Source organism: Pseudorhodoferax sp. Leaf265 (genome assembly GCF_001422365.1).
Lineage (GTDB): Bacteria > Pseudomonadota > Gammaproteobacteria > Burkholderiales > Burkholderiaceae_C > Pseudorhodoferax.
In genome coordinates, this window is record NZ_LMMT01000008.1 from 1 (window position 1) to 24,141 (window position 24,141).

2 protein-coding genes and 3 pseudogenes are annotated in these 24,141 nt (G+C 69.8%); all 5 read right to left on the reverse strand.

Annotated elements, in window-relative coordinates:
* Positions 1 to 128: pseudogene (locus ASF45_RS35125) on the reverse strand (two-component system response regulator); the annotation flags it as partial.
* Positions 125 to 1,672: a diguanylate cyclase gene (locus ASF45_RS09200; protein WP_056660387.1), complete on the reverse strand. Its 1,548-nt coding sequence runs from the start codon at positions 1,670 to 1,672 to the stop codon at positions 125 to 127. The pseudogene ASF45_RS35125 and the gene ASF45_RS09200, both read right to left, overlap by 4 nt.
* Before the next feature lie 5 nt (positions 1,673 to 1,677).
* The gene (locus ASF45_RS36365; protein ID WP_162243979.1) at positions 1,678 to 10,641 is read right to left on the reverse strand and encodes a cadherin repeat domain-containing protein; all 8,964 of its coding nucleotides are present in this window, start codon (positions 10,639 to 10,641) and stop codon (positions 1,678 to 1,680) included.
* 340 nt (positions 10,642 to 10,981) lie between these two features.
* Positions 10,982 to 15,988: pseudogene (locus ASF45_RS36370) on the reverse strand (beta strand repeat-containing protein); the annotation flags it as partial.
* A gap of 557 nt (positions 15,989 to 16,545) precedes the next feature.
* Positions 16,546 to 24,139: pseudogene (locus ASF45_RS37070) on the reverse strand (DUF4347 domain-containing protein); the annotation flags it as partial.
* Positions 24,140 to 24,141 lie beyond the last annotated feature (2 nt).

A 24,141-nucleotide genomic window follows, 5' to 3' on the forward strand; every position in this document is an offset into this window, starting at 1 on the left:
TCGCCGTGGTTGGCCACCTTGACCTTGTACAGGTCCTTGAGCAGCGCGCTCATGAGCGAGAGGTTGTCCGGCGTGTCGTCCACCACCAGCACGGTGGGCCGGGTCTGGGCGTTCGTGGTGTCCGTCATGCAACTGCTCCTGCCGTCTCGGTGTCCTCGGTGCGCCACGCGGTCACGCGGTTGCGGCCGTTCTTCTTGGAGTGGTACAGCGCCTGGTCCGCCAGGTCGATCAGTGCGGCGGGGTCCGCCATGCCGGCCTCCAGTTCGCCAACGCCGAAGCTCATGGTCACGCGCACGCCGGGGTGGTCGCGCAGCGCTGCGCCCAGCGTGGCCGCGATGTCCTCGCGCAGCCGCTCGGCCACCTCGCGCGCCTGCGCCAGCGTGCTGCCGGGCAGCATCACGCAGAACTCCTCGCCGCCGTAGCGGCCGACGAAGTCCTCGATGCGCAGCCCGCGGCTCAGCGCCCGGGCGGCGCCCTGGATCACCTGGTCGCCGCCGCCGTGGCCGTACTTGTCGTTGACGGACTTGAAGTGGTCGATGTCGCACATGATGCAGGTCAGGGGCGTGCCGTTGGCGCGTGCCTCGGCGAAGCGTTGTTCGGCCTGCTGCATCAGCGAGCGGCGGTTGAAGATGCCGGTCAGTGCGTCGCGCGTGGCCAGCAGCGTCAGCTCCTCGTTCTGGCGCTCGATCTCCTTTTGCGAGGCACCCAGGTCTTCCAACGCCACGCGCAGCTTCTCCGTGCGCTCTTGCAGTTGCGTGACATCGGAAAAGCTCGCCAGGCAGCCGCGCACACGGCCGTTGTCGCTGATGGGCGAGCAGTTCAGCACCAGCCGCAGCGCCGGCTGCCGTGGCCGCAGCACATGCATCGGCACGCCCAGCACGGGCGCTTTGTCCTGCACGGCCTGGCGCCAGGGTGGCGGGTTGCGCCGTTCGGCCGGCAGGCTGTCCACGAGCCAGCGCAGCTCCGTGGCGTCGCGGCCGGTCAAGGCCTTGGCCTCCTCGCCATCGACCAGCGTGAAGGCCTTGTTGGCCAGCATCACGCGGCCCACGGTGTCCAGCACCAGCACGCCTTCGGTCAACGTGTCGAAGGCCGTGCGCACGCGCTCGGGCACGGCGGCGTTCGGGTCCAGGTGGCGCAGCACACGGCGCAGGTACAGCGAATAGACCAGCAGGCCGACCACGGAGATGAAGGCCAGCCAGTGCACCAGCGGCTCGCGCAGCCAGCCCGCCAGCGTGGCCGGGTACAGGGGCTGCATGACGAACTGGATCTCGCCCCAGCGCTGGTTGCCCACCATCAGCGGGATGCGGATGTTGTCCAGCGTGGAACTGGTGCCGGTCTCCAGGTGCCAGCCGCGCTGGTGGTTGCCGACCTGTCCCAGCACCTGGCCATGGTTGTCGAGCACGCGGGCGGACAGCAAGCGTGGCTCGTGTGCGTGGGCATCGGCCAGCACGCGCTGCAACTGCACGGCGCCACTGGCGTCGGCACTCAGCACCCTGGCCACCTCCTGGGCCACCGTGCGGGTCACCAGCGCGTGGTGGTTGCGCACCAGTTCGCCGCGGTCGCTGGGGTAGCCCGTGAACATCTCGGCGATCAGCACCAGCGTGACCATGAGCGACACCAGCCCGAGCGCGACGCGCACGGCAGGCGTGAACAGCTGGCGCCACCATCCCATCGGATTCACTGCTTGTCCTCCGCCACGGTTTCCTCGTCCTTGCGCCGGGCATCTTCGGGTTCGGTCCCGTCTCCATTGTCTTCCCGCGCGTCACCGAAGGGCTGCTGCGCGCGTGGGTCGCGCGGCCCGCGCTGGCGCCGGTTCAGCACGGGCAGGGGGTCCATGCTGGTCCAGGCCGGCGACATGGCCAGCAGGCTGGCCAGCAGGGCGCTGCCGCGGCTGGCCCAGAAGGCCGCGCCCAGGCCGATGGCGATGCCGCCGGCCAGGGCCTGGTCCAGTGCGGCGCTCGCCTGCAGCGTGCCGTCGCGGCCTTCCTCCGCGGTGTCGGCGACCACGGGGAGGGCGTCGGGCCGTGGGCCGCGGTTGGTCTGGGCGCTGGCATCGACAGGCTCACTGCGCAGCAGGTCTGGCAGCAACAGGTCGGGCAGGCCGATGTCGCCCCAGGCGGCGTGGTAGTCGGACTGGCGCCATTGCACCCGCAGCAGCAGGTCGGCCGGCAGCGGCTGCTGCGTGGCCGGCGCCAGCAACACGGCGGGGGCGGGTCGGGTGCCGGGAACATGGTCGGCGTGCACCATGTCGGCGCCGCCCGCGAACTGCAGGCCGCCTTCGTCCGTGGCGCCGGCCTCGCCGGCTGCGGGGTCGCTGCCCAGGCTCTGGCCGGCACCGCTGGCGGGCAGGTTTGGCGGCACGGGCACCGCCACCGGGGGCGTGGGCCCCGGGACGGGCGCGGCCGGCACCGGATTCGGCTGCACGACCGGATTGCCCGTGACTGTCACCAGCACGCGGTAGTCGCCAGTGCGTTCGCCGTCGCTGACGCGCACCAGCACCTCGTAGAGGTTGTCGCCATCGGCATCGCGCGGCGCCATGAACAGCGGCGGGGCTCGGAACGCCAGCCGGCCGGTTGCGGCATCGATGGTGAACAGCGCTGCATCGGCACCTCCGGCCAGCGCATACTGCAGCGGCTGCCCGCCGGTGCCGGACGCCTGCACCGTGGTCACGGCGGTCTGCTGCTCGGGCACGCTGACCTGCACCGTGCCGCCTGGCAACCCGCCGCCGTCGACCACGTCGCGCACGCGCACCGTCAGGGCCAGCGAGGCGCTCTGCAGGCCGTCGCTGACGCCGACCACCACGGCGTAGTCGTTGTCGCCGTCGGCATCGACCGGGGCCTCGCGGTCCGGTGCCTGGACGAAGCGCAGTGCACCGGTCTGCGCATCGATGGTGAAGCGCGCCGCGTCGGCGCCGCCCACGATGCTGTAGCGCAGCGTCTCGGCCGGCAGGTCCGCGTCCACGGCCTGCACGCGCACGACTGCGGTGCTGTTCTCGGGCACCTCGACCACGCCGCCCGGCGTGGTGAAACGCGGTGCGTTGTCGTTGACGGGCGTCACTTGCACGGCCAGCTGCTGCTCGCTGGATTGGCGGCCGTCGCTCACGCGCACGCGCACGTCGTAGAGGTTGTCGCCGTTGGCATCGGCCGGGATCTCGACATCGGGCGCGGTGGTGAAGCGCAGCGCCCCCGTCTGCGCGTCGATGCTGAAGCGCGCCGCGTCCGCGCCCCCGACGATGCTGTAGACCAGCGCACTCGCCGGCGAATCGGCATCGCTGGCGGTCACCTGCAGCACGTCGACGCTGTTCTCGGGCACGGCCACGCTGGCCGCGCTGGTGATCACCGGGGCCTGGACGTTGGTGTTGCGCACGGCCACGTTGAACGCCGTCTCGCTGCTGCTGCCGTCGGACGAGGTCGCCAGCACCTTGATCGTGAAGCCGTCGGCGTCCTGGAGCCGCGTGCCGTCGGCCACGGTCACCACGCCGGTCTGGGCATCGATGGCGAAGCGACCGCCGGCGTCGTCGCTGAGGCTGTAGCGCACGGTGTTGTTGCTGCCGTCGGCGTCCACGGCCTGGACGGTGACGCCCACGGTGGCACCGGTGGCGGCGTTGTCGTCGACGCGGTTGGGCGCGGGATCGGTGTCCACCGACGGGCCCACGGCGAACTCGTTGACGTCGGCCAGGGCGATGGTGAAGGCCGTGTCGGTGGTGGAGCCGTCCGAACTCGTGGCGCGCACCACGATGCCGTGCGTGGTGGCGCTCTCGTAGTCCAGCAGGCTGCCGTCGGCCACGGTGACCACGCCGGTGCTGGCGTCGATGGCGAAGCGCCCGCCAGCGTCGTCGAGCAGCGCGTAGCTCACGGTGGCGCCGGCATCGGGGTCGCGCGCGAAGGCCGTGATGCCCACGGGTGTGCCGGTGGTGGCGTTCTCGGGCAGGCGGTTGGGCGCGGGGTCGGTGTCGACCACGGGCGAGATCACGGCCTCGTTCACGTCGCTCAGCGCGACCGTGAAGCTGGCGCTGGAGGTCGAGCCGTCCGAGGAAGTGGCCAGCACCGTGATCTGGTGGCTGGTGGCGCCCTCGTAGTCCAGCAGGCTGCCGTCGGCCACGGTGACCAGGCCCGTGTCGGCGTCGATGGCGAAGCGGCCGCCCGCATCGTCGCTGAGGCTGTAGCGCACCGTGGCCGTGCCGTCCGGGTCGACGGCCTGGACCGTGATGCCGACCGGCGTGCCGGTGGCGGCGTTCTCGGGCACGGTGTCGGGGGCGGGATCGATGTCGCTGATGGCACCCACCGGGACTTCGTTCACGTCCGTCAGCTGGACCGTGAAGTTCAGGCTGGAGCTGCTGCCGTCCGAGGAGGTGGCCAGCACCGTGATCTGGTACTGGGCCTGGCCTTCGTAGTCCAGCAGGCTGCCGTCGGCCACGGTGACCACGCCCGTGGCCGGGTCGATCGTGAAGCGCCCGCCGGCGTCGTCGCTCAGCGTGTAGCTGACGGTGGCCGTGCCGTCCGGGTCCACGGCCTGGGCCGTGATGCCGACTGGCGTGCCGGTGGCGGCGTTCTCGGGCACCTGGTTGGCGGCCGGGTCGACGTCGGCGATGGCACCCAGGGGCGCCTCGTTCACGTCGCCGAGCGCGATGGTGAAGGTCGCGCTGGAGGTGGAGCCGTCGGACGAGGTGGCGCGCACGGTGATCTGGTGGCTGGTGGCGCTCTCGTGGTCGAGCAGGCTGGCGTTCGCGACGGTCACGACGCCCGTGTTGGCGTCGATGGCGAAGCGGCCACCGGCGTTGTCCGTCAGGCTGTAGGCCACGCTGGCCGTGCCGTCCGGGTCGATCGCGTGTGCGGTGATGCCGACGGCGGTGCCGTTGGCCGCGTTCTCGGGCACGGTGTTGGCCGCGGCGTCCACGTCCGTCACCGGGCCGACCGGTGCCTCGTTCGCATCGCCCAGGGCGACCGTGAAGCTCATGCTGGAAGTCGAGCCGTCCGAGGACGTGGCCAGCACCGTGATCTGGTGGCTGCTGGCCGTCTCGTAGTCGAGCAGGCTGCCATCGGCGACGGTGACCACGCCCGTGCTGGCGTCGATCGTGAAGCGGCCACCGGCGTTGTCCGTGAGGCTGTAGGTCACCATGGCGGTGCCGTCCGGATCGATGGCCTGGGCGGTGATGCCGACCACGGTGCCCGTGGTGGCGTTCTCGGGCACGGTGTTGGCCGCGGCATCCACATCGGTGACGGCGCCGACCGGCGCTTCGTTCACGTCGCCGAGCGCGATGGTGAAGGCGGTACTGGACGTCGAGCCGTCCGAGGAGGTGGCCAGCACGGTGATCTGGTGACTGGTGGCCGCTTCGTGGTTCAAGAGCGAGCCGTCGGCCACGGTCACCACGCCGGTGCTGGCGTCGATGGCGAAGCGGCCACCGGCGTTGTTGGAGAGGCTGTAGCTCACCGTGGCCGTGCCGTCCGGATCCGTGGCTTGGGCGGTGATGCCAACCACGGTGCCATTGGCGGCGTTCTCGGCCACGGTGTTGGCGGCGGCATCGACATCGGTGACGGCACCGACCGGGGCCTCGTTCACGTCGGCCAGGTTGACCGTGAAGTTGGCGCTGGAGGTGGAGCCATCGGACGAGGTGGCCAGCACGGTGATCTGGTGGCTGCCGGCACTTTCGTAGTTCAGCAGCGAGCCGTTGGCCACGGTCACCACGCCGGTGCTGGCGTCGATGACGAAGCGGCCCCCGGCGTTGTCGCTGAGGCTGTAGCTCACCGTGGCCGTGCCGTCGGGGTCCAGCGCCTGGGCGGTGATGCCCACGACGGTGCCCGTGGTGGCGTTCTCGGGGACGGTGTTGGCCGCGGCATCCACGTCGGCCACAGCACCGACGGGGGCCTCGTTGACATCGCCCAGCGCAATGGTGAAGGTGGCACTGGAGGTGGACCCGTCCGAGGAGGTCGCCAGCACGGTGATCTGGTGGCTGCTGGCCGTCTCGTGGTCCAGCAGGCTGCCGTCGGCCACGGTGACGGCACCCGTGCTGGCGTCGATGGCGAAGCGGCCCCCGGCGTTGTCGGAGAGGCTGTAGGTCACGCTGGCCGTGCCGTCGGGGTCCAGGGCTTGGGCCGTGACACCGACGACCGTGCCGTTGGCGGCGTTCTCGGGCACGGTGTTGGCCGCTGGATCGACATCGGTGACGGCGCCGACGGGCGCCTCGTTCACATCCGTCAGGCCGATCGTGAAGTTGGCGCTGGAGGTCGAGCCGTCGGACGAGGTGGCCAGCACCGTGATCTGGTGGCTGGTGGCGCTCTCGTAGTTCAGCAGCGAGCCGTTGGCCACGGTCACGACGCCGGTGCTGGCGTCGATGGTGAAGCGGCCACCGGCGTTGTCGGTGAGGTTGTAGCTCACGCTGGCTGTGCCATCCGGGTCCAGGGCCTGTGCCGTGATGCCGGCCACGGTGCCGGTGGCGGCGTTTTCGGGCACGGTGTTGGCGGCGGCATCGACATCGGTGACGGCACCGACCGGCGCCTCGTTCACGTCGGCCAGGTTGACCGTGAAATTGGCGCTGGAGCTGGAGCCGTCGGACGAGGTGGCCAGCACGGTGACCTGGTGGCTGCTGGCCGTCTCGTGGTCCAGCAGGCTGCCGTCGGCCACGGTCACCACCCCCGTGCTGGCGTCGATGGTGAAGCGGCCACCGGCGTCGTTGGTCAGGCTGTAGGTGACGGTGGCCGTGCCATCCGGATCGAGCGCCTGGGCGGTGACGCCGACCGCGCTGCCGTTGGCCGCGTTCTCGGGCACGGTGTTGGCCGCGCCATCCACATCGGTCACGGCGCCGACCGGCGCTTCGTTCAGGTCGCCCAGCGCAATGGTGAAGGTGGCACTGGAGGTGGAGCCATCCGAGGAGGTCGCCAGCACGGTGATCTGGTGGCTGCTGGCCGTCTCGTGGTCCAGCAGGCTGCCGTTGCCCACGGTGATGACACCCGTGCTGGCGTCGATGGCGAAGCGGCCCCCGGCGTCGTTGGAGAGGCTGTAGGTCACCGTGGCCGTGCCATCCAGGTCGATGGCCTGGGCGGTGACACCGACGACCGTGCCGTTGGCGGCGTTCTCGGGCACGGTGTTGGCAGCGGCGTCCACGTCGGTCACGGCACCGACGGGGGCCTCGTTCACGTCCGCCAGGCCGATCGTGAAGTTGGCGCTGGAAGTGGAGCCATCGGACGAGGTCGCCCGCACCGTGATCTGGTGGCTGCTGGCCGCTTCGTAGTTCAGGAGCGAGCCGTCGGCCACGGTCACGACGCCGGTGCTGGCGTCGATGGCGAAGCGGCCGCCCGCGTTGTCCGTGAGGCTGTAGCTCACGGTGGCCGTGCCGTCGGGGTCCAGAGCCTGGGCGGTGATGCCGACCACCGTGCCGTTGGTGGCGTTCTCGGCCACGGTGTTGCTGGCGGCGTCCATGTCGGTGATGGCCCCGACGGGCGCTTCGTTCACGTCGCCCAGGCTGACCGTGAAGCTGGCGCTGGACGTGGAACCATCCGACGACGTGGCCAGCACCGTGATCTGGTGGCTGGCGGCAGCCTCGAAATCCAGCAACGAAGCATTGGCCACGGTCACCACGCCCGTGCTGGCGTCGATGGCGAAGCGGCCACCGGCGTTGTCGCTGAGGCTGTAGGTCACCGTGGCCGTGCCGTCGGGATCCAGGGCCTGGGCGGTGACACCCACGACGGTGCCGTTGGCGGCGTTCTCGGGCACGGTGTTGGCCGCCCCATCCACGTCGGTCACGGCACCGACGGGCGCCTCGTTCACGTCCGTCAGGCCGACCGTGAAGTTCGCGCTGGAGGTGGAGCCATCGGACGACGTGGCCAGCACGGTGATCTGGTGGCTGCTGGCCGCTTCGTAGTTCAGGAGCGAGCCGTCGGCCACGGTCACCACGCCCGTGCTGGCGTCGATGGCGAAGCGGCCCCCGGCGTTGTCCGTGAGGCTGTAGGTGACGCTGGCCGTGCCATCGGGGTCCACGGCCTGGGCCGTGATGCCCACGACGGTGCCGTTGGCCGCGTTCTCGGGCACGGTGTTGGCGGCGCCGTCGACATCGCCCACGGCGCCCACGGGGGCCTCGTTCACGTCGCCGAGCGCAATGGTGAAGTTGGCGCTGGAGGTGGAGCCGTCCGAGGAGGTGGCCAGCACCGTGATCTGGTGGCTGCTGGCCGCTTCGTAGTTCAGGAGCGAGCCGTCGGCCACGGTCACCACGCCGGTGTTGGCGTCGATGGCGAAGCGGCCACCGGCGTTGTCGCTGAGGCTGTAGGTCACCGTGGCCGTGCCGTCGGGATCCACGGCCTGGGCCGTGACACCCACGACCGTGCCGTTGGCGGCGTTCTCGGGCACGGTGTTGGCCGCGGCATCCACGTCGGTCACGGCACCGACGGGCGCCTCGTTCACGTCGCTGAGCGCAATGGTGAAGTTGGCGCTGGAGGTCGAGCCGTCCGAGGACGTGGCCAGCACGGTGATCTGGTGGCTGGCGGCGGCTTCGTAGTTCAAGAGCGCGCCGTCGGCCACGGTCACCACGCCGGTGCTGGCGTCGATGGTGAAACGCCCGCCAGCGCTGTCCGTGAGGCTGTAGCTCACGGTGGCCGTGCCGTCGGGGTCCAGGGCCTGCGCCGTGATGCCCACGGCGGTGCCGTTGGCCGCGTTCTCTGCCACGGTGTTGGCCGCGGCGTCCCCATCGGTGACAGCCCCGACGGGCGCCTCGTTCACGTCCGCCAGGCCGATCGTGAAGTTGGCGCTGGCGGTGGAGCCGTCGGACGACGTGGCCAGCACCGTGATCTGGTGGCTGGCGGCAGTTTCGTAGTCGAGCAGGCTGCCGTCGGCCACCGTCACCACGCCTGTGTTGGCATCGATGGCGAAACGGCCACCGGCGTTGTCCGTGAGGCTGTAGGTGACGCTGGCCGTGCTGTCGGGGTCCAGGGCCTGGGCGGTGACGCCGACGACCGTGCCGTTGACCGCGTTCTCGGCCACGGAGTTGGCGGTGGCGTCCACATCGGTCACGGCACCGACGGGCGCTTCGTTCACGTCCGTCAGGCCGATCGTGAAGTTGGCGCTGGAGGTCGAGCCGTCGGACGAGGTGGCCAGCACCGTGATCTGGTGGCTGGCAGCGGCTTCGTAGTTCAGGAGCGAGCCGTCGGCCACGGTCACGACGCCGGTGCTGGCGTCGATGGTGAAGCGGCCACCGGCGTTGTCGGTGAGGCTGTAGCTCACGCTGGCCGTGCCGTCCGGATCGGTGGCCTGGGCGGTGATGCCGACGACGGTGCCGTTGGTGGCGTTCTCCGCGACCGTGTTGGTCGCTCCATCCACGTCGCTCACCGCCCCGACGGGCGCCTCGTTCACGTCCGTCAGGCCGATGGTGAAGTTGGCGCTGGAAGTCGAACCGTCCGACGAGGTGGCCAGCACCGTGATCTGGTGGCTGCTGGCCGCTTCATAGTTCAAGAGCGAACCATCGGCGACGGTCACCACGCCGGTGCTGGCGTCGATCGCGAAGCGACCACCGGCGTTGTCCGTGAGGCTGTAGCTCACCGTGGCCGTGCCGTCCGGGTCGATGGCCTGGGTGGTGATGCCGACGACCGTGCCGTTGGTGGCGTTCTCCGCGACCGTGTTGGCGGCGGCGTCCACGTCGGCCACGGCACCGACGGGCGCCTCGTTCACGTCGCCGAGCGCAATGGTGAAGTTGGTACTGGAGGTGGAGCCGTCCGAGGAGGCCGCCAGCACCGTGATCTGGTGGCTGCTGGCCGCCTCGAAGTCGAGCAGGCTGCCGTCAGCAACGGTCACCACACCGGTGTTGGCGTCGATGGTGAAGCGGCCACCGGCGTTGTCGGTGAGGCTGTAGCTCACCGTGGCCGTGCCGTCCGGGTCGACGGCTTGGGCCGTGATGCCGACGGCCGTGCCATTCGCGGCGTTCTCGGCCACCTGGTTGGCGGCGGCGTTCACATCGGTCACGGCGCCGACCGGGGCCTCGTTCACATCGGTCAGGTTGATCGTGAAGCTGGCGCTGGAGGTGCTGCCGTCGGATGACGTGGCCAACACGGTGATCTGGTGGCTGGCCGCGGCTTCGTAGTTCAACAGCGAGCCATCGGCCACGGTGACCACGCCGGTGCTGGCGTCGATGGCGAAGCGCCCGCCCGCGTTGTCCGTGAGGCTGTAGGTCACCGTGGCCGTGCCGGAGCCATCGGCCACGGTGACCACGCCGGTGCTGGCGTCGATGGCGAAGCGCCCGCCCGCGTTGTCCGTGAGGCTGTAGGTCACCGTGGCCGTGCCGTCCGGGTCCGTGGCCTGGGCGGTGACACCCACGACCGTGCCGTTGGTCGCGTTCTCCGCCACGCTGTTGGCGGCGGCGTTGACGTCGGTGACGGCGCCCACCGGCGCCTCGTTCACGTCCGCCAGGCCGATCGTGAAGTTGGCGCTCGAGGTGGAGCCATCGGACGAGGTGGCGAGCACCGTGATCTGGTGGCTGCTGGCCGTCTCGTGGTCCAGCAGACTGCCGTCGGCGACGCTCACCACGCCCGTGCTGGCGTCGATGGTGAAGCGACCACCGGCGTTGTCGGTGAGGCTGTAGGTCACCGTGGCCGTGCCGTCCGGATCGAGAGCCTGGGCGGTGATGCCGACGACGGTGCCGTTGGCGGCGTTCTCGGGCACGGTGTTGGCGGCAGCATCTGCGTCGGTCACGGCACCGACGGGTGCCTCGTTCACATCCGTCAGGCCGATCGTGAAGTTGGCGCTGGACGTGGAACCGTCCGACGACGTGGCCAGCACGGGTGACCACGCCGGTGCTGGCGTCGATGGCGAAGCGCCCGCCCGCGTTGTCCGTGAGGCTGTAGGTCACCGTGGCCGTGCCGTCCGGGTCCGTGGCCTGTGCGGTGACACCCACGATCATGCCGTTGGCCGCGTTCTCTGCCACGGTGTTGGCGGTGCCGTCGACATCGCTCACGGCGCCCACGGGGGCCTCGTTCACGTCACCGAGTGCGATGGTGAAGTTGGCGCTCGAGGTGGAGCCGTCGGACGAGGTGGCCAGCACCGTGATCTGGTGGCTGCTGGCCGTCTCGTGGTCGAGCAGGCTGCCATCGGCGACCGTCACCACGCCAGTGCTGGCGTCGATGGCGAAGCGGCCACCGGCGTTGTTGGAGAGGCTGTAGCTCACCGTGGCCGTGCCGTCGGGATCCGTGGCCTGGGCGGTGACACCCACGACCGTGCCGTTGGCCGCGTTCTCGGCCACGGTGTTGGCGGCGGCATCGACATCGGTGACGGCACCGACCGGGGCCTCGTTCACGTCGGCCAGGTTGATCGTGAAGCTGGCGCTGGAAGCCGAGCCGTCGGACGAGGTGGCCAGCACCGTGATCTGGTGGCTGCTGGCCGCTTCGTAGTTCAAGAGCGAGCCGTCGGCGACGGTCACCACGCCCGTGCTGGCATCGATGGTGAAACGGCCACCGGCGTTGTCGGTGAGGCTGTAGCTCACCGTGGCCGTGCCATCCGGGTCGATGGCCTGGGTGGTGATGCCGACGACCGTGCCGCTGGCGGCGTTCTCCGCGACCGTGTTGGCCGCGGCATCCACGTCGGCCACGGCACCGACGGGCGCCTCGTTCACGTCGCCGAGCGCAATGGTGAAATTGGCGCTGGAGGTGGAGCCATCGGACGAGGTGGCCAGCACCGTGATCTGGTGGCTGCTGGCCGCTTCGTAGTTCAGCAGCGAGCCATTGGCCACGGTCACGACACCGGTGCTGGCGTCGATGGTGAAGCGGCCCCCCGCGTTGTCGGTGAGGCTGTAGCTGACGGTGGCCGTGCCGTCGGGATCCAGGGCCTGGGCGGTGACGCCCACGACGGTGCCATTGGCGGCGTTCTCGGCCACGGTATTGGCACCGGCATCCACGTCGGTGACGGCGCCGACCGGCGCCTCGTTCACGTCCGCCAGGCCGATCGTGAAGTTGGCGCTGGCGGTGGAGCCATCGGACGAGGTGGCCAGCACGGTGATCTGGTGGCTGGTCGCCGCTTCATAGTTCAGCAGCGATCCATCGGCCACCGTGACCACGCCGGTGCTGGCGTCGATGGCGAAGCGCCCGCCCGCATTGTCCGTGAGGCTGTAGCTCACCGTGTCCGGCGTGTCCGGATCGTCCGCGAAGGCCGTCACGCCCACCACCGTGCCATTGGCGGCGTTCTCGGCCACGGTGTTGGCGGCGGCATCGGCGTCGGTCACCGCGCCCACAGGGGCCTCGTTGACGTTGGTGACCGTCACGCTCAGGGCCTGGTCGTCCGCAAGCGCGCCATCCGTGGCCCGCACGATGACCTCGTAGACGTTGTCGGCGTTGGCGTCCAGCGGGTTCTCGTGGTCCGGCGCGCCGATGAAGCGCAGCGCGCCGGTCGTGCTGTCGATGCTGAACAAGGCCGCGTCCGCGCCGCCCGCAATGGCATAGGTGGGCGTGGTGCCGTCGGCGTCGGTGGCCGTGACGGTGGTCACGGCCGTGCCGTTTTCGGCCACCGACACGGCGGCCGTGGCGCCGCCGCCGTTGCTGGTGATCACCGGTGCGTCGTTCACGGCCGTGACGGCGATGTCGCGCGTGGCGGCGACGCTGTTGGCGGTGCCATCGTTGACCACGAAGGACACTGTGCGCGTGGCCGTGCTCGGGTTGTCGCTGGTGTTGACGTAGGTCACGCTGCGCAGCGCAGCCTGGTAGTTGGCCAGCGTGGCGCTGCCGCTCAGGGTCAGCACACCGGTCGCCGCGTTCCAGCTGCCCGTGATGCCATTGGCGTTCACGAAGGCCAGCACGTCCTGGCCGTTGGCGTAGTTGGCGCTGATGCTGACGGTGGCGCCGGTGAGCGTGGTGTTGTCGGCATCGCTGACCGTCACGCCCGGGTCCACCGCCGTGGCCGCCGCGTTCTCGGTGTAGCCCAGCGGGCTGCCGGTGGTCGTCACCACGGGGGCGTCGTTCACGGCCGTGATGGCGATGCCGCGCGTGGCCGCCACGCTGTCGGCCGTGCCGTCGTTGACCACGAACGACACTGTGCGCGTGGCCGTGCTCGGGTTGTCGCTGGTGTTGACGTAGGTCACGCTGCGCAGCGCCGCCTGGTAGTCGGCCAGCGTGGCGCTGCCGCTCAAGGTCAGCACACCGGTCGCCGCGTTCCAGCTGCCCGTGATGCCATTGGCGTTCACGAAGGCCAGCACGTCCTGGCCGTTCACGTAGTTCGCGCTGATGGACACCGTGGCGCCCGTCAGGTTCGCGCTGTCCACGTCGCTGACGGTCAGGCCCGGGTCGATGGCCGTGGCCGCTGCGTTCTCGGTGTAGGCCAGCGCGCCGCCGGTGGTCGTGAGCACCGGCGCGTCGTTCACCGCCGTGATGGTGACGGTGGTGCTACCCGTGCCGATCAGCGCGCCGCTGCTGCCCTGGGCGCCCGTGTTGCCGTCGCTGAACGACCAGTCCAACTGCACCGAGGCTGGCGGCGCATCGCTGCTGTTGGCATAGCCGATGGCGCGCAGCACGTTGTCGACCAGCGTCTGCGTGGCATTGGCGTTGAAGGTCAGCACCAGGGTGCCGCCGCTGTTGGTGGTCACGGTGCCCACGGTCGTGCCGCCGTAGACCAGGTTGCCACCCTGTGTCAGCGCCGAGAGCGAGCCGCCCGTGGCCGCGAACAGGTCTTGCGCGTTGGCGCCGCCGTTGCGCTGCAGCGTGAGCGTGGCACCCGCGTAGTTGCCGGCGGCGGCCAGCTCGGTGTCCACCGCCGTGGCGCCGGGCGCCAGCGCCACGGCCGCGGCGTTCTCGGTGGTGGCAGCGCTGGCCGCCACCGTGAGCGCCGGCGCCGTGTTGGCGGCCTGCACGTTGACCGAAAACTCCGAGGTCGAGCCGTAGCTGCTGGCGCCGGTCTTCTCCGTCGCCGTGGCCGTGATCCAGGCGCCGTAGCTCAGCCCGCCGCTGGTCAGGGTGGCGTTGATGGCCGCATTGCCGCTCGCATCGGTCGTGACGTCCAGGAAGCCCAGGTAGACATGGCCCTCGCCGTTGCCGCTGCCGTCCGTGCTGCCGTAAGGGATGCCGAAGAACTCGACCCGGTAGGTCTTGTTGGCCTCGCTGTTCAGGCTGCCGGCCACGTAGAACAGGTTGCTCACGAGGCTGGCCGAGTCCAGCACCGGGAAGTTCTGCAGGTTGTTGACGCCGGTATCGGTGTCCCCGGGGTCGTTGGCCGTCACGCCGTCCCAGCCCAGGTCGATGCCCAGGCCTGCGTTGCTGTAGATCCGGTTGGAGAGGATGGCGTTGCCCGCGCCGGCCGCGGCGGTCAGCAGGATGCCGGCGTTGGCGCCGCTGGAGGCCACCACGTTGCCCTGGACTAGGCTGCCGCTGGCGCCGCCGTCCAGGAACATGCCCGCGGCAATGCGCGTGCCCCAGTTGGCCGTGCCTGCTGCATCCGTGCCGATGCGGTTACCCTGCACCGTGGTGCCAGAGGCGTCCACCACCCCGATGGCGCTGTAGTCGGTGCGCACGATCCAGTTGCCCTCGCCGGCGGCCAGGCCGCCGATCTGCGTGTTGGTGGCGCCGTCTGCGACAAGGATGCCCTGGCCGGTGCTGGTCACGGCCGACAGGCCGTCCGGCATCACGTTGATGTAGTTGCCCTGCACCACATTGCTGGCACCGCCCTGGATCAGGATGGCATTCTGGGGGACTCCGGCGATGACATTGCGGTCGGCCGCGCTGCTGCCGCCGATGCGGTTGTTGCTGCCGTTTTCCACCCAGATGCCATGGTCGACCGTGGTGCCCAGCACCTGCCCGCCCGCGCCGATGCTGCCGATGTAGTTGCCGGCGATGGTGTTGTTGTTCGAGCCGGCCTCGATGTAGATGCCGGAGTAGTCGAAGTTCGTGATCGCCAGCCCGCGGATGGTGCTGCCGCTGGCGCCGGACTGCAGCACCAGGCCGCTCTCGTTCTTGTCGGGGTCGGCATTGCCGACGATCTGGATCGCCGGCTGGCTGCCGTTGGCGGCGTAGCTGTCGTCCGTGGTGCCGTCGATCACCACGGGGCGGGCGATGTGGGGCAGATCCTCCGTCAACGTGATGGTGTGCAGGCCCGTGCCGGCGATGGCGAAACGCACCAGCGTGGGCAGGCTGCCGGCCGGCGTGTTGTTGATGGCCGTGAGGGCTTCGCGCAGCGAGATGAAACCGTCCGCGCCCTTGTTGGCCAGCAGCGTGGAGATGCTGGTGGTGTCGCCGTCCAGCGTGTCGGCGGCCGTGGTGACCACCAGCACGGCCTGTGTGGTCGGAATGGCGACCACGCTCCTGGCGAATTCAGAGGTGTCGCTGAACGTGGTGTAGCTGGCGTTGCTCCGGGTGGCCGTGGCCGAGATGAAGGCCCCGGCCGCCACGGTGGCGGACAGCGTGGTCGAGAACGTGGCGTTGCCGCTGCCGTTGGTCAGCACGTTGACGAAGCCCAGCAGGGTCTGGCCCTCGCCGTAGCCGCTTGCGTCGTTGCTGGTGTTGGCGAAGATCTCGATGCGGATGTAGGTGTTGGCCGTGCTGTTGATCGTGCCGCTGATCTCGAAGCTGCCGGCCCCGTTCGTGCGCGCCAGCGTCAGCACCGGGAAGTTCTGCAGGTTGTTGGCGCCGGTGTCGGCGTCGCCCGTGTCGTTGGCCGTCACGCCGGCGTTGCCCAGGTCGATGCCCAGGCCACCGTTCGAATGGATGCTGTTGCCCAGGATGGCATTGCCGCTGCCGGCGGCCGTCGCGAGCCACACGCCGGCCAGTTGGCTGCCCGCGATCAGGTTGCCTTCGCCGGCCGCCGTGCCGCCGATCTGGTTGTTCGCCGCCCCATTGGTCAGGAGCACGGACTCGCCACCCAAGGCGAGCGGCGTGGCGCTCGCGTTGCTGCCCAGGTAGTTGCCGATCACGCGGTTGCCGGTGGCCGTGGCCTCCAGGATGTAGATGCCCGCGCCCGAGGTCCGCAGGCCCGAGATCACGTTGCGGTCTGCGGCCGTCGTGCCACCGATGGTGTTGTTGGCGCCGGACACGATCATGCCCCAGGTGCTCTGCGCGGCCGCGGCGCTGGTGTAGCTGCCATCGGCCTGCAGCGGGCCGATGTAGTTGCCGGCGATGGTGTTGCCGTCGGACCCGGCATGCAGGTACACGCCCACTTCGAAACCCTGGACCACGAGGCCGCGCACCGTGTTGTCGTCGCTGTAGATGTCCAGGCCCACCCAGCCATTGCTGTAGCCGCCCCCTTGCAGCACGATCGCCGGCCGGCTGCCGTTGGCGGCATAACTGTCGTCGGAGCGGCCATCGATGAACACCGGCCTGGTGATGGCCGGCAGCGCCGAGCCCAGCGTGATGGTGTGCACGCCGGTGCCGGCGATGCCGAAGTTCAACAACGTGGGCAGGCCGTTGGCCACCGTGTTGTTGATGGCGATGAGGGCTTCGCGCAGGCTGATGAAGCCATCCGCGCCCTTGGTGGCCAGCAGCGTGGAAATGCTGGTGGTGTCGCCGTCCACGGTGTCGGCCGCTGTGGTCACGACCAGCACGTTCTGCTGCGTGGTGGGATCTAGCGCCACTAAGGGTTGACCTGCAACGACGCGGNGCTGATGAAGCCATCCGCGCCCTTGGTGGCCAGCAGCGTGGAAATGCTGGTGGTGTCGCCGTCCACGGTGTCGGCCGCTGTGGTCACGACCAGCACGTTCTGCTGCGTGGTGTGGATGGCCACCACGCTGCGCGCGAACTCCGAGGTGTCGCTGAAGCTGCCATAGCCCGCCACCGATCTCGTCGCCGTGGCCGAGATGAAGGCGCCCGCCGCCACGGTGGCGGAGAGCGTGGTCGAGAAGCTCGCGTTGCCGCTGCCATCGGTCAGCACGTTGACGAAGCCCAGGTAGGTCTGGCCCTCGCCGTAGCCGGTGCTGTCGTTGGCCGTGCTGGCGAACAGCTCGATGCGGATGTAGGTGTTGGCCGTGCTGTTGATATTGCCGCTGATCTCGAAGCTGCCGCTGCCGTTGGTGCGCGCCACGGTCAGCACCGGGAAGTTCTGCAGGTTGTTGGGGCCGGTGTCGGCGTCGCCCACGTCGTTGGCCGTCACGCCCGCCGTGTCCACGTCGATGCCCAGCCCAGCGTTCGCGTAGATGCTGTTGCCCAGGATGGCATTGCCGGCGCCGCTGCTCGGCGTGATCCAGATGCCCCGCAGCGCCGAGCCCGCGATCAGGTTGCCTTCGCCGGCCGCGGTGCCGCCGATGCGGTTGTCGGAGGCGCCGACGCGGGTGATCACGCCCTCTGCGCCCAGGCCCAGCGGCGTGCCGTTGGCATCGGTGCCCAGGTAGTTGCCGATCACGCGGTTGCCGGTGGCCCCCGAGGTCTCCAGGCTCACGCCGGCGCCCGCGCTCTGCATGCCCGAGATCACGTTGCGGTCGGCAGCCAACGTGCCGCCGATGGTGTTGTTGGCGCTGGCCACCTCCACGCCCCAGAGGGTCTGGGCGCTGGCGGCGCTGGTGTAGCTGCCGTCGGCTTGCAGCGCGCCGATGTAGTTGCCCACGATGGTGTTGCCGTCGGAGCCTGCCTGCAGGTAGATGGCGGCGTTGAAGCCGCGGATGACCAGGCCGCGCACCGTGCTGCCGCCGCTGCCACCCTGGAAGTCCAGCCCGAACCAGGTGCTGCCGCTGCCGTTGCCCTGCAGCACGATGGCCGGGCGGCTGCCGTTGGCCGCGAAGCTGTCGTCGGAGCGGCCATCGATGAACACCGGCCTGGTGATGGCCGGCAGGGCCGAGCCCAGCGTGATGGTGTGCACGCCGGTGCCGGCGATGTTGAAGTTCAACAACGTGGGCAGGCCGTTGGCCACTGTGTTGTTGATGGCGATGAGGGCCTCGCGCAGGCTGATGAAGCCATCCGCGCCCTTGGTGGCCAGCAGCGTGGAAATGCTGGTGGTGTCGCCGTCCACGGTGTCGGCCGCTGTGGTCACGACCATCCGCGCCCTTGGTGGCCAGCAGCGTGGAAATGCTGGTGGTGTCGCCGTCCACGGTGTCGGCCGCTGTGGTCACGACCAGCACGTTCTGCTGCGTGGTGTGGATGGCCACCACGCTGCGCGCGAACTCCGAGGTGTCGCTGAAGCTGCCGTAGCCCGCCACCGACCGGGTCGCCGTGGCCGAGATGAAGGCGCCAGCTGCCACCGTGGCCGACAGCGTGGTCGAGAAGCTGGCATTGCCGCTGCCATCGGTCAGCACGTTGACGAAGCCCAGGTAGGTCTGGCCTTCGCCGTAGCCGGTGCTGTCGTTGGCCGTGTTGGCGAACAGCTCGATGCGCATGCTGGTGTTGGCCGTGCTGTTGATCGTGCCGCTGATCTCGAAACTGCCGCTGCCGTTGGTGCGCGCCAGCGTCAGCACCGGGAAGTTCTGCAGGTTGTTGGCGCCGGTGTCGCCGTCGCCGGTGTCGTTGGCCGTGACCCCGGTGGCGCCCAGGTCGATGCCCAGGGCGCTGTTGCCGTAGATGGTGTTGCCCAGCACCGCATTGCGCACGCCGGCCGTCGCGCCCATGAACACGCCCGTGGTGTTGCCCGCGATGAGGTTGCCCTCGCCGGCAGCCGTGCCGCCGATCTGGTTGTCGTGCGCACCGCCAGCGAGCCAGACGCCGTAGAAGCCGCCGCTGCCGCCGGCCACGCCGGCTGCGTTGGTGCCCAGGTAGTTGCCGATGATGCGGTTGCCCGTGGCCGTGCTGGCGTCCAGCACGATGTTGCCGCCGGTGTTGCCGCTGACCACGTTGCGGTCGGCCGCCAGCGTGCCGCCGATGGTGTTGCCGTCGCTGCGCAAGATGACGCCGAAGGCGTTGGCGCCGCTGCCCAGGCTGCCGTCCGATCCTAGCGCACCGATGTAGTTGCCGACCACGGTGTTGCCGCTGGAGCCGGGGTTGATGAAGATGCCGGTGTTGAAGTTCTGGATCGACAGGCCGCGGATGGTGCTGCCGCCGCTGCCCGTCTCCAGCCCCAGCCCACTGGTGTTGCCGCCGGTGCCGGGCCCGATCAGCACGATGGCAGGCCGGCTGCCGTTGGCCGCGAAGCTGTCGTCGCTGCGCCCATCGATGAACACGGGCCGCACGATGTCCGGCAACTCGGTGGCCAGGTTGATGGTGTGCACGCCGGTGCCGGCGATGCCGAAATTCAGCAGCGTGGGCAGGCCGTTGGCCACCGTGTTGTTGATGGCGATGAGGGCTTCGCGCAGGCTGATGAAGCCGTCCGCGCCCTTGGTGGCCAGCAGCGTGGAAATGCTGGTGGTGTCGCCGTCCACGGTGTCGGCCGCCGTGGTCACGACCAGCACGTTCTGCTGAGTGGTATGGATGGCCACCACGCTGCGCGCGAACTCCGAGGTGTCGCTGAAGCTGCCGTAGCCCGCCACCGACCGGGTCGCCGTGGCCGAGATGAAGGCCCCGGCCGCCACCGTGGCCGACAGCGTGGTCGAGAAGCTCGCGTTGCCGCTGCCATCGGTCAGCACGTTGACGAAGCCCAGGTAGGTCTGGCCTTCGCCATAGCCGCTGGCGGTGGTGCCGGTGCTGGCGAACAGCTCGATGCGAATGTAGGTGTTGGCCGTGCTGTTGATCGACCCCGTGATTTCGAAGCTGCCGCTGCCGTTGGTGCGCGCCAGCGTCAGCACGGGGAAGTTCTGCAGGTTGTTGGCCCCGGTGTCGGCGTCGCCCGTGTCATTGGCCTCCACGTCAGCGGCGCCCAGGTTGATGCCCAGCGCGCTGGAACTCAGGCCCGTGCCGTAGATGCTGTTGCCCAGGATGGCATTGCGGACTCCGCTGACCACCTGGATGGCATCGGCCGACGCGTTGTCCTGGTTGGAGAAGGCCACCACGTTGCCTTCGCCCGGCAGCGTGCCACCGACCATGGTGTCGCTGCCGAAGATGCGGATGCCGCTTCCCCGGCCGCCCCAATTGGCTGTGCCCGCCAGGTCGGTGCCGATGCGGTTGCCCTGCACGATGACGCCGCTGGTGCCATTGATGACGGAGATGCCCGACAGCGTGGTCTCGCCGATCCAGTTGCCGTTGATCATCGTGCCTGCGCCTGCCTGGTAGACCGTGATGCCGGACTGCACGGTGCTGATGCGGGCGGTTCCCGCAGCGTTGATGCCGATGCGGTTGTTCAGCACCAGTGTGCCCGGCCCGGCGGTGCTGATGCCGATGGCAGTCATGTCGCCCGCACCAGACACCAGGTTGCCTTCGATGCGCGTGTTGGCGGAGCTGGCACTGTTGATCCAGATGCCCGACTGCAGGCCTGTGAAGCCCGCCATGCCGGTGGCGTTCACGCCCACGTAGTTGCCCAGGATCTGATTGCCGTTGCCGGTTCCGATGAGGATGGCGTAGGTGCCCGTCGGCGTGCCATCCATGCCGATCACGTTGCGGTCGGCCGCCGTGTTGCCGCCGATGGTGTTGTTGCTGCTCTGGACCCAGATGACATCGTCGCCGGAGGCCACGGCCGCCTGCTCGCCGTTGGCGCCCACGGCGCCCAGGTAGTTGCCGGCGATGGTGTTGCCGTCGGAGCCGGCCATGATGCGGATGGCCGAGGTGTCCGGGCCGGCCGCGTAGTTCTGGATCACCAGCCCGCGGATGGTCGAGCCGCCGGAGCCCGCGGCCAGCCGCAGGCCGTCGTCGGCGATGCCGTTGACGTTGATGACGATCGCCGGCCGCCCGCCGTTCGCCGTGACGCTGCCCGTGTCGGTCGTGCCGTCGATGACCACCGGCTTGGTGATGTAGGGCAACGCGGAAGCCAGCGTGATGGTGTGCACCACGTTGCCGGCGATGTTGAAGCTCACCAGCGTGGGCAGGCTGCCGGCCGGCGTGTTGTTGATGGCCAGCAAGGCCTCGCGCAGGCTGATGAAGCCGTCCGCTCCCTTGGTGGCCAGCAGCGTGGAAATGCTGGTGGTGTCGCCGTCCAAGGTGTCGGCCGCCGTGGTCACGACCAGCGTGTTCTGCACGGTCGAGATGGCGACGATGCTCCTGGCGAACTCCGAGGTGTCGCTGAAGCTGGTGTAGCCGCTGTTGCTGCGGGTGGCGGTGGCCGAGATGAAGGCGCCGGCCGCCACGGTGGCCGACAGCGTGGTCGAGAAGCTCGCGTTGCCGCTGCCGTCGGTCAGCACGTTGACGAAGCCCAGATAGGTCTGGCCCTCGCCGTAGCCCAGGCTGTCGTTGGCCGTGTTGGCGAACAGCTCGATGCGGATGTAGGTGTTGGCCGTGCTGTTGATATTGCCGCTGATCTCGAAGCTGCCGCTGCCGTTGGTGCGCGCTACCGTCAGCACGGGGTAGTTCTGCAGGTTGTTGGCGCCCGTGTCGGCGTCGCCCGTGTCGTTGGCCGTGACGTCGTTGAACCCCAGGTCGATGCCCAGGCCGGTGTTGCTGTAGATCTGGTTCGCCAGGATGGCGTTGCCCGTGCCCGCGTTGGCGTCCAGCAGGATGCCGCCGTTGGCGCCGCTGAACGCCACCACGTTGTTCTGGAACAGGTTGTCGGCGGCACCGCCGCTCAGGTAGATGCCTGCGGCCAGGCGCACCCCCCAGTTGGCGGTGCCGGCGGCGTCCGTGCCGATGCGGTTGCCCTGCACGGTGGTGCCTGTGGCGCCGGCGTTGACCGAGATGGCGCTGTAGTCGGTGCGGGCGATCCAGTTGTCCAGCACCCGCGTGTTGGTCGCGGTCGGTGTCGCCACCTGGATGCCCTGGCCGGGGCTGTTCACGGCCGACAGGCCGTTGGGCATCACGCCGATGTAGTTGCCCTGCACCAGGTTGCCGGTGGCGGTGCCGCCATCCGCACTGACCGTGATGGCGACCCCCGTGATGCCGGTGAAGACGTTGCGGTCCGCCGCGGTGCTGCCGCCGACGCGGTTGTTGCTGGCGCTGTCGACCCAGATGCCGTAGACCATCGAGGTGGACAGCATCTGCCCGCCCGCGCCGATGGTGCCGATGTAGTTGCCGGTGATGACGTTGTTGTCGCTGCCGGGCTCGATGTAGATGGCGGTGTAATAGAGATTGGTGAGCGCCAGGCCGTGGATGGTGCTGCCGTCCGCGCTGGAGGTCAGAGCGAAGACATTCTCGCCACCACTGGCGTCGATCTGGATGGCCGGCTGGTTGCCGTTGGCGGCGAAGCTGTCGTCGGTGCTGCCGTCGATGATGACCTGCTGGGTGATGCGGTAGAACTGCGGGTCGTCGGGGTCATGGGGCGGGAAGGTGATGGTGTGCAGGCCCGTGCCCGCGATGTTGAAGCGGATCAGCGTCGGCCCCGAGGCGGCATTGGCCGCCTCGATGGCATCCCACAGCGAGCCGGGGCCGGTGAAGGCCGTCGTCGTGACGGTCTGCACGTTGATCGCCGTCGTGCTCTGGTAGGCCGAGAACTCCGAGGTCTCGGCCAAGGCCGTGCCGCTCATGCGCGTGGCCGTGGCGCTGACGAGGGCGCCCACGGCCACCGTGCTGCCCCTGAGCGAGGCGGCGAAGCTCACGTTGCCCGCGCTGTCCGTGGTGACGGTGGTGCTGCCCAGGTAGACACGGCCTTCGCGCACCGTGGTGCCCGAGGGCGAGGCGTAGAAGTCGATGCGGTAGCTGGTGCTGGCCGTGCTGTTCAGCGTGCCCTGCAGGGCCAGGTAGCCGTCGGCGCTGGTCTGCGTGCCGGTGAGGACCGGGAAGTTCTGCAGCGCGTTGGGGCCGGTGTCGGCGTCGCCAGCATCGTTGGCTGTGGCGCCGTTGTTGGCCAGGTCGATGCCCTGCACCGTGGTCTGCGAGATGGTGTTGCCGACGATGCTGGCCAGCGTGCCGGCGTTGGTGACCACCACGCCCCTGGCGCCGCCAGCGATCACATTGCCCTCGCCGGCGTTGGCGCCGCCGACCGCATTGGCCGTGCCGGCCGAGATGCTGATGCCGGCCGTGGGCGTGCCGATGGTGGTGCTGCCGCCGGTGTTGGTGCCGACCAGGTTGCCCTGGATGGTGAGCGCGCCGGTGGCGCTGCTGACGATGTTGTTGGTGTTGCCCGATACCAGGTTGCGGTCGGAAAGCGCCGCGCTGCCGATGCTGGTGGCGCCCGTGCCGGCCACCGAGACACCGGTGGTGTTGGCATTGGCCGCCGAGCCCGCGGCATTGGTGCCGATGAAGTTGCCGGCCACCGTGAGGCCACCCACGCTGGTCAGGATGCCGGCGCCGTTGAAGCCGCCGATCGCCAGGCCGCGCACGCTGCTGCCGGCGCTGCCGGCGCCGAAGTTCAGGCCGTTGGCGCCGGCCCCGGCGCCCGAGCCGTTGAGCGCGATGCGGATCACGGCATTGCTGCCGGTGCTGGCGCTGTTGGCCGTGGCGTCGGACTGCGTGTAGCCGTTGATGGTGGTGGCGCCCGTGATGGTGGGCAGCGCCGAGCTCAGGTTGATGGTCTGCAGCCCGGCGCCGGCGATGTTGAAGGCGATGGTGTCGGCGCCGGCGTTGGCATTGGCGTCGGTGATGGCCTGGCGCAACGTGCCGGCGCCGCTGTCGGCGGTGCTGGTCACGGTGTAGGTGGCCAGCAGGCCTTGCCACTGCGCCTGGGTCTGCAGGTCGAAGGCCAGCCGGGCCTCGATGGCGCCGGTCTGCATCTCCAGGGTCCAGTTGCCGCCCAGGGCGGTGGCGCCGGTGGCATCCAGGGAAGCGGCCACGTCGGCGCCGGTCAGGTCGGCCAGGCCCTGCACGAGGGCGCGGCCGGCATCGTCGCTGGCCACGTCGCAGCCGTACAGCAGGATGTCGGCGCCGCTGGCCAGGTGGCCGCTCCAGCCGGCGATGTCGGCGGCGCGCGTGAGCAGCGTGTCGTTGTCCAGCGCCTCCTGGCCCAGTTGCACGGCGCCGGAGCCGCCATGGCTCACGATGTGCAGCGCCGCCACGTCGCTGCGACCGGCCAGCGCGGCCGTGATGGCGGCCACGCCGTCCTCGCCTGCGCCCACGCGCACGACCTCGATGCTGCGGCCCTCGGCGGCCTGGGCCGCGATGTCGGCCAGCAGCGCATCGGCGTCGGGCACGCGCTCGTCCAGCACCACCAGTTCCACCGCCGGCTGCGTCTGCGCAGGCGCGGCGGCCTGGGCCTGCTCGGTCTGGGCGTCGGTCCTGGGCAGCGTGGCGGCCAGCGCTGCACCGGGCGTGTCGGCCGAGTACAGGATGCGCCGCTCGATGTCCTCGAGCTGCGGGCGCTGGCGTGGCGGCAGGGGCATGG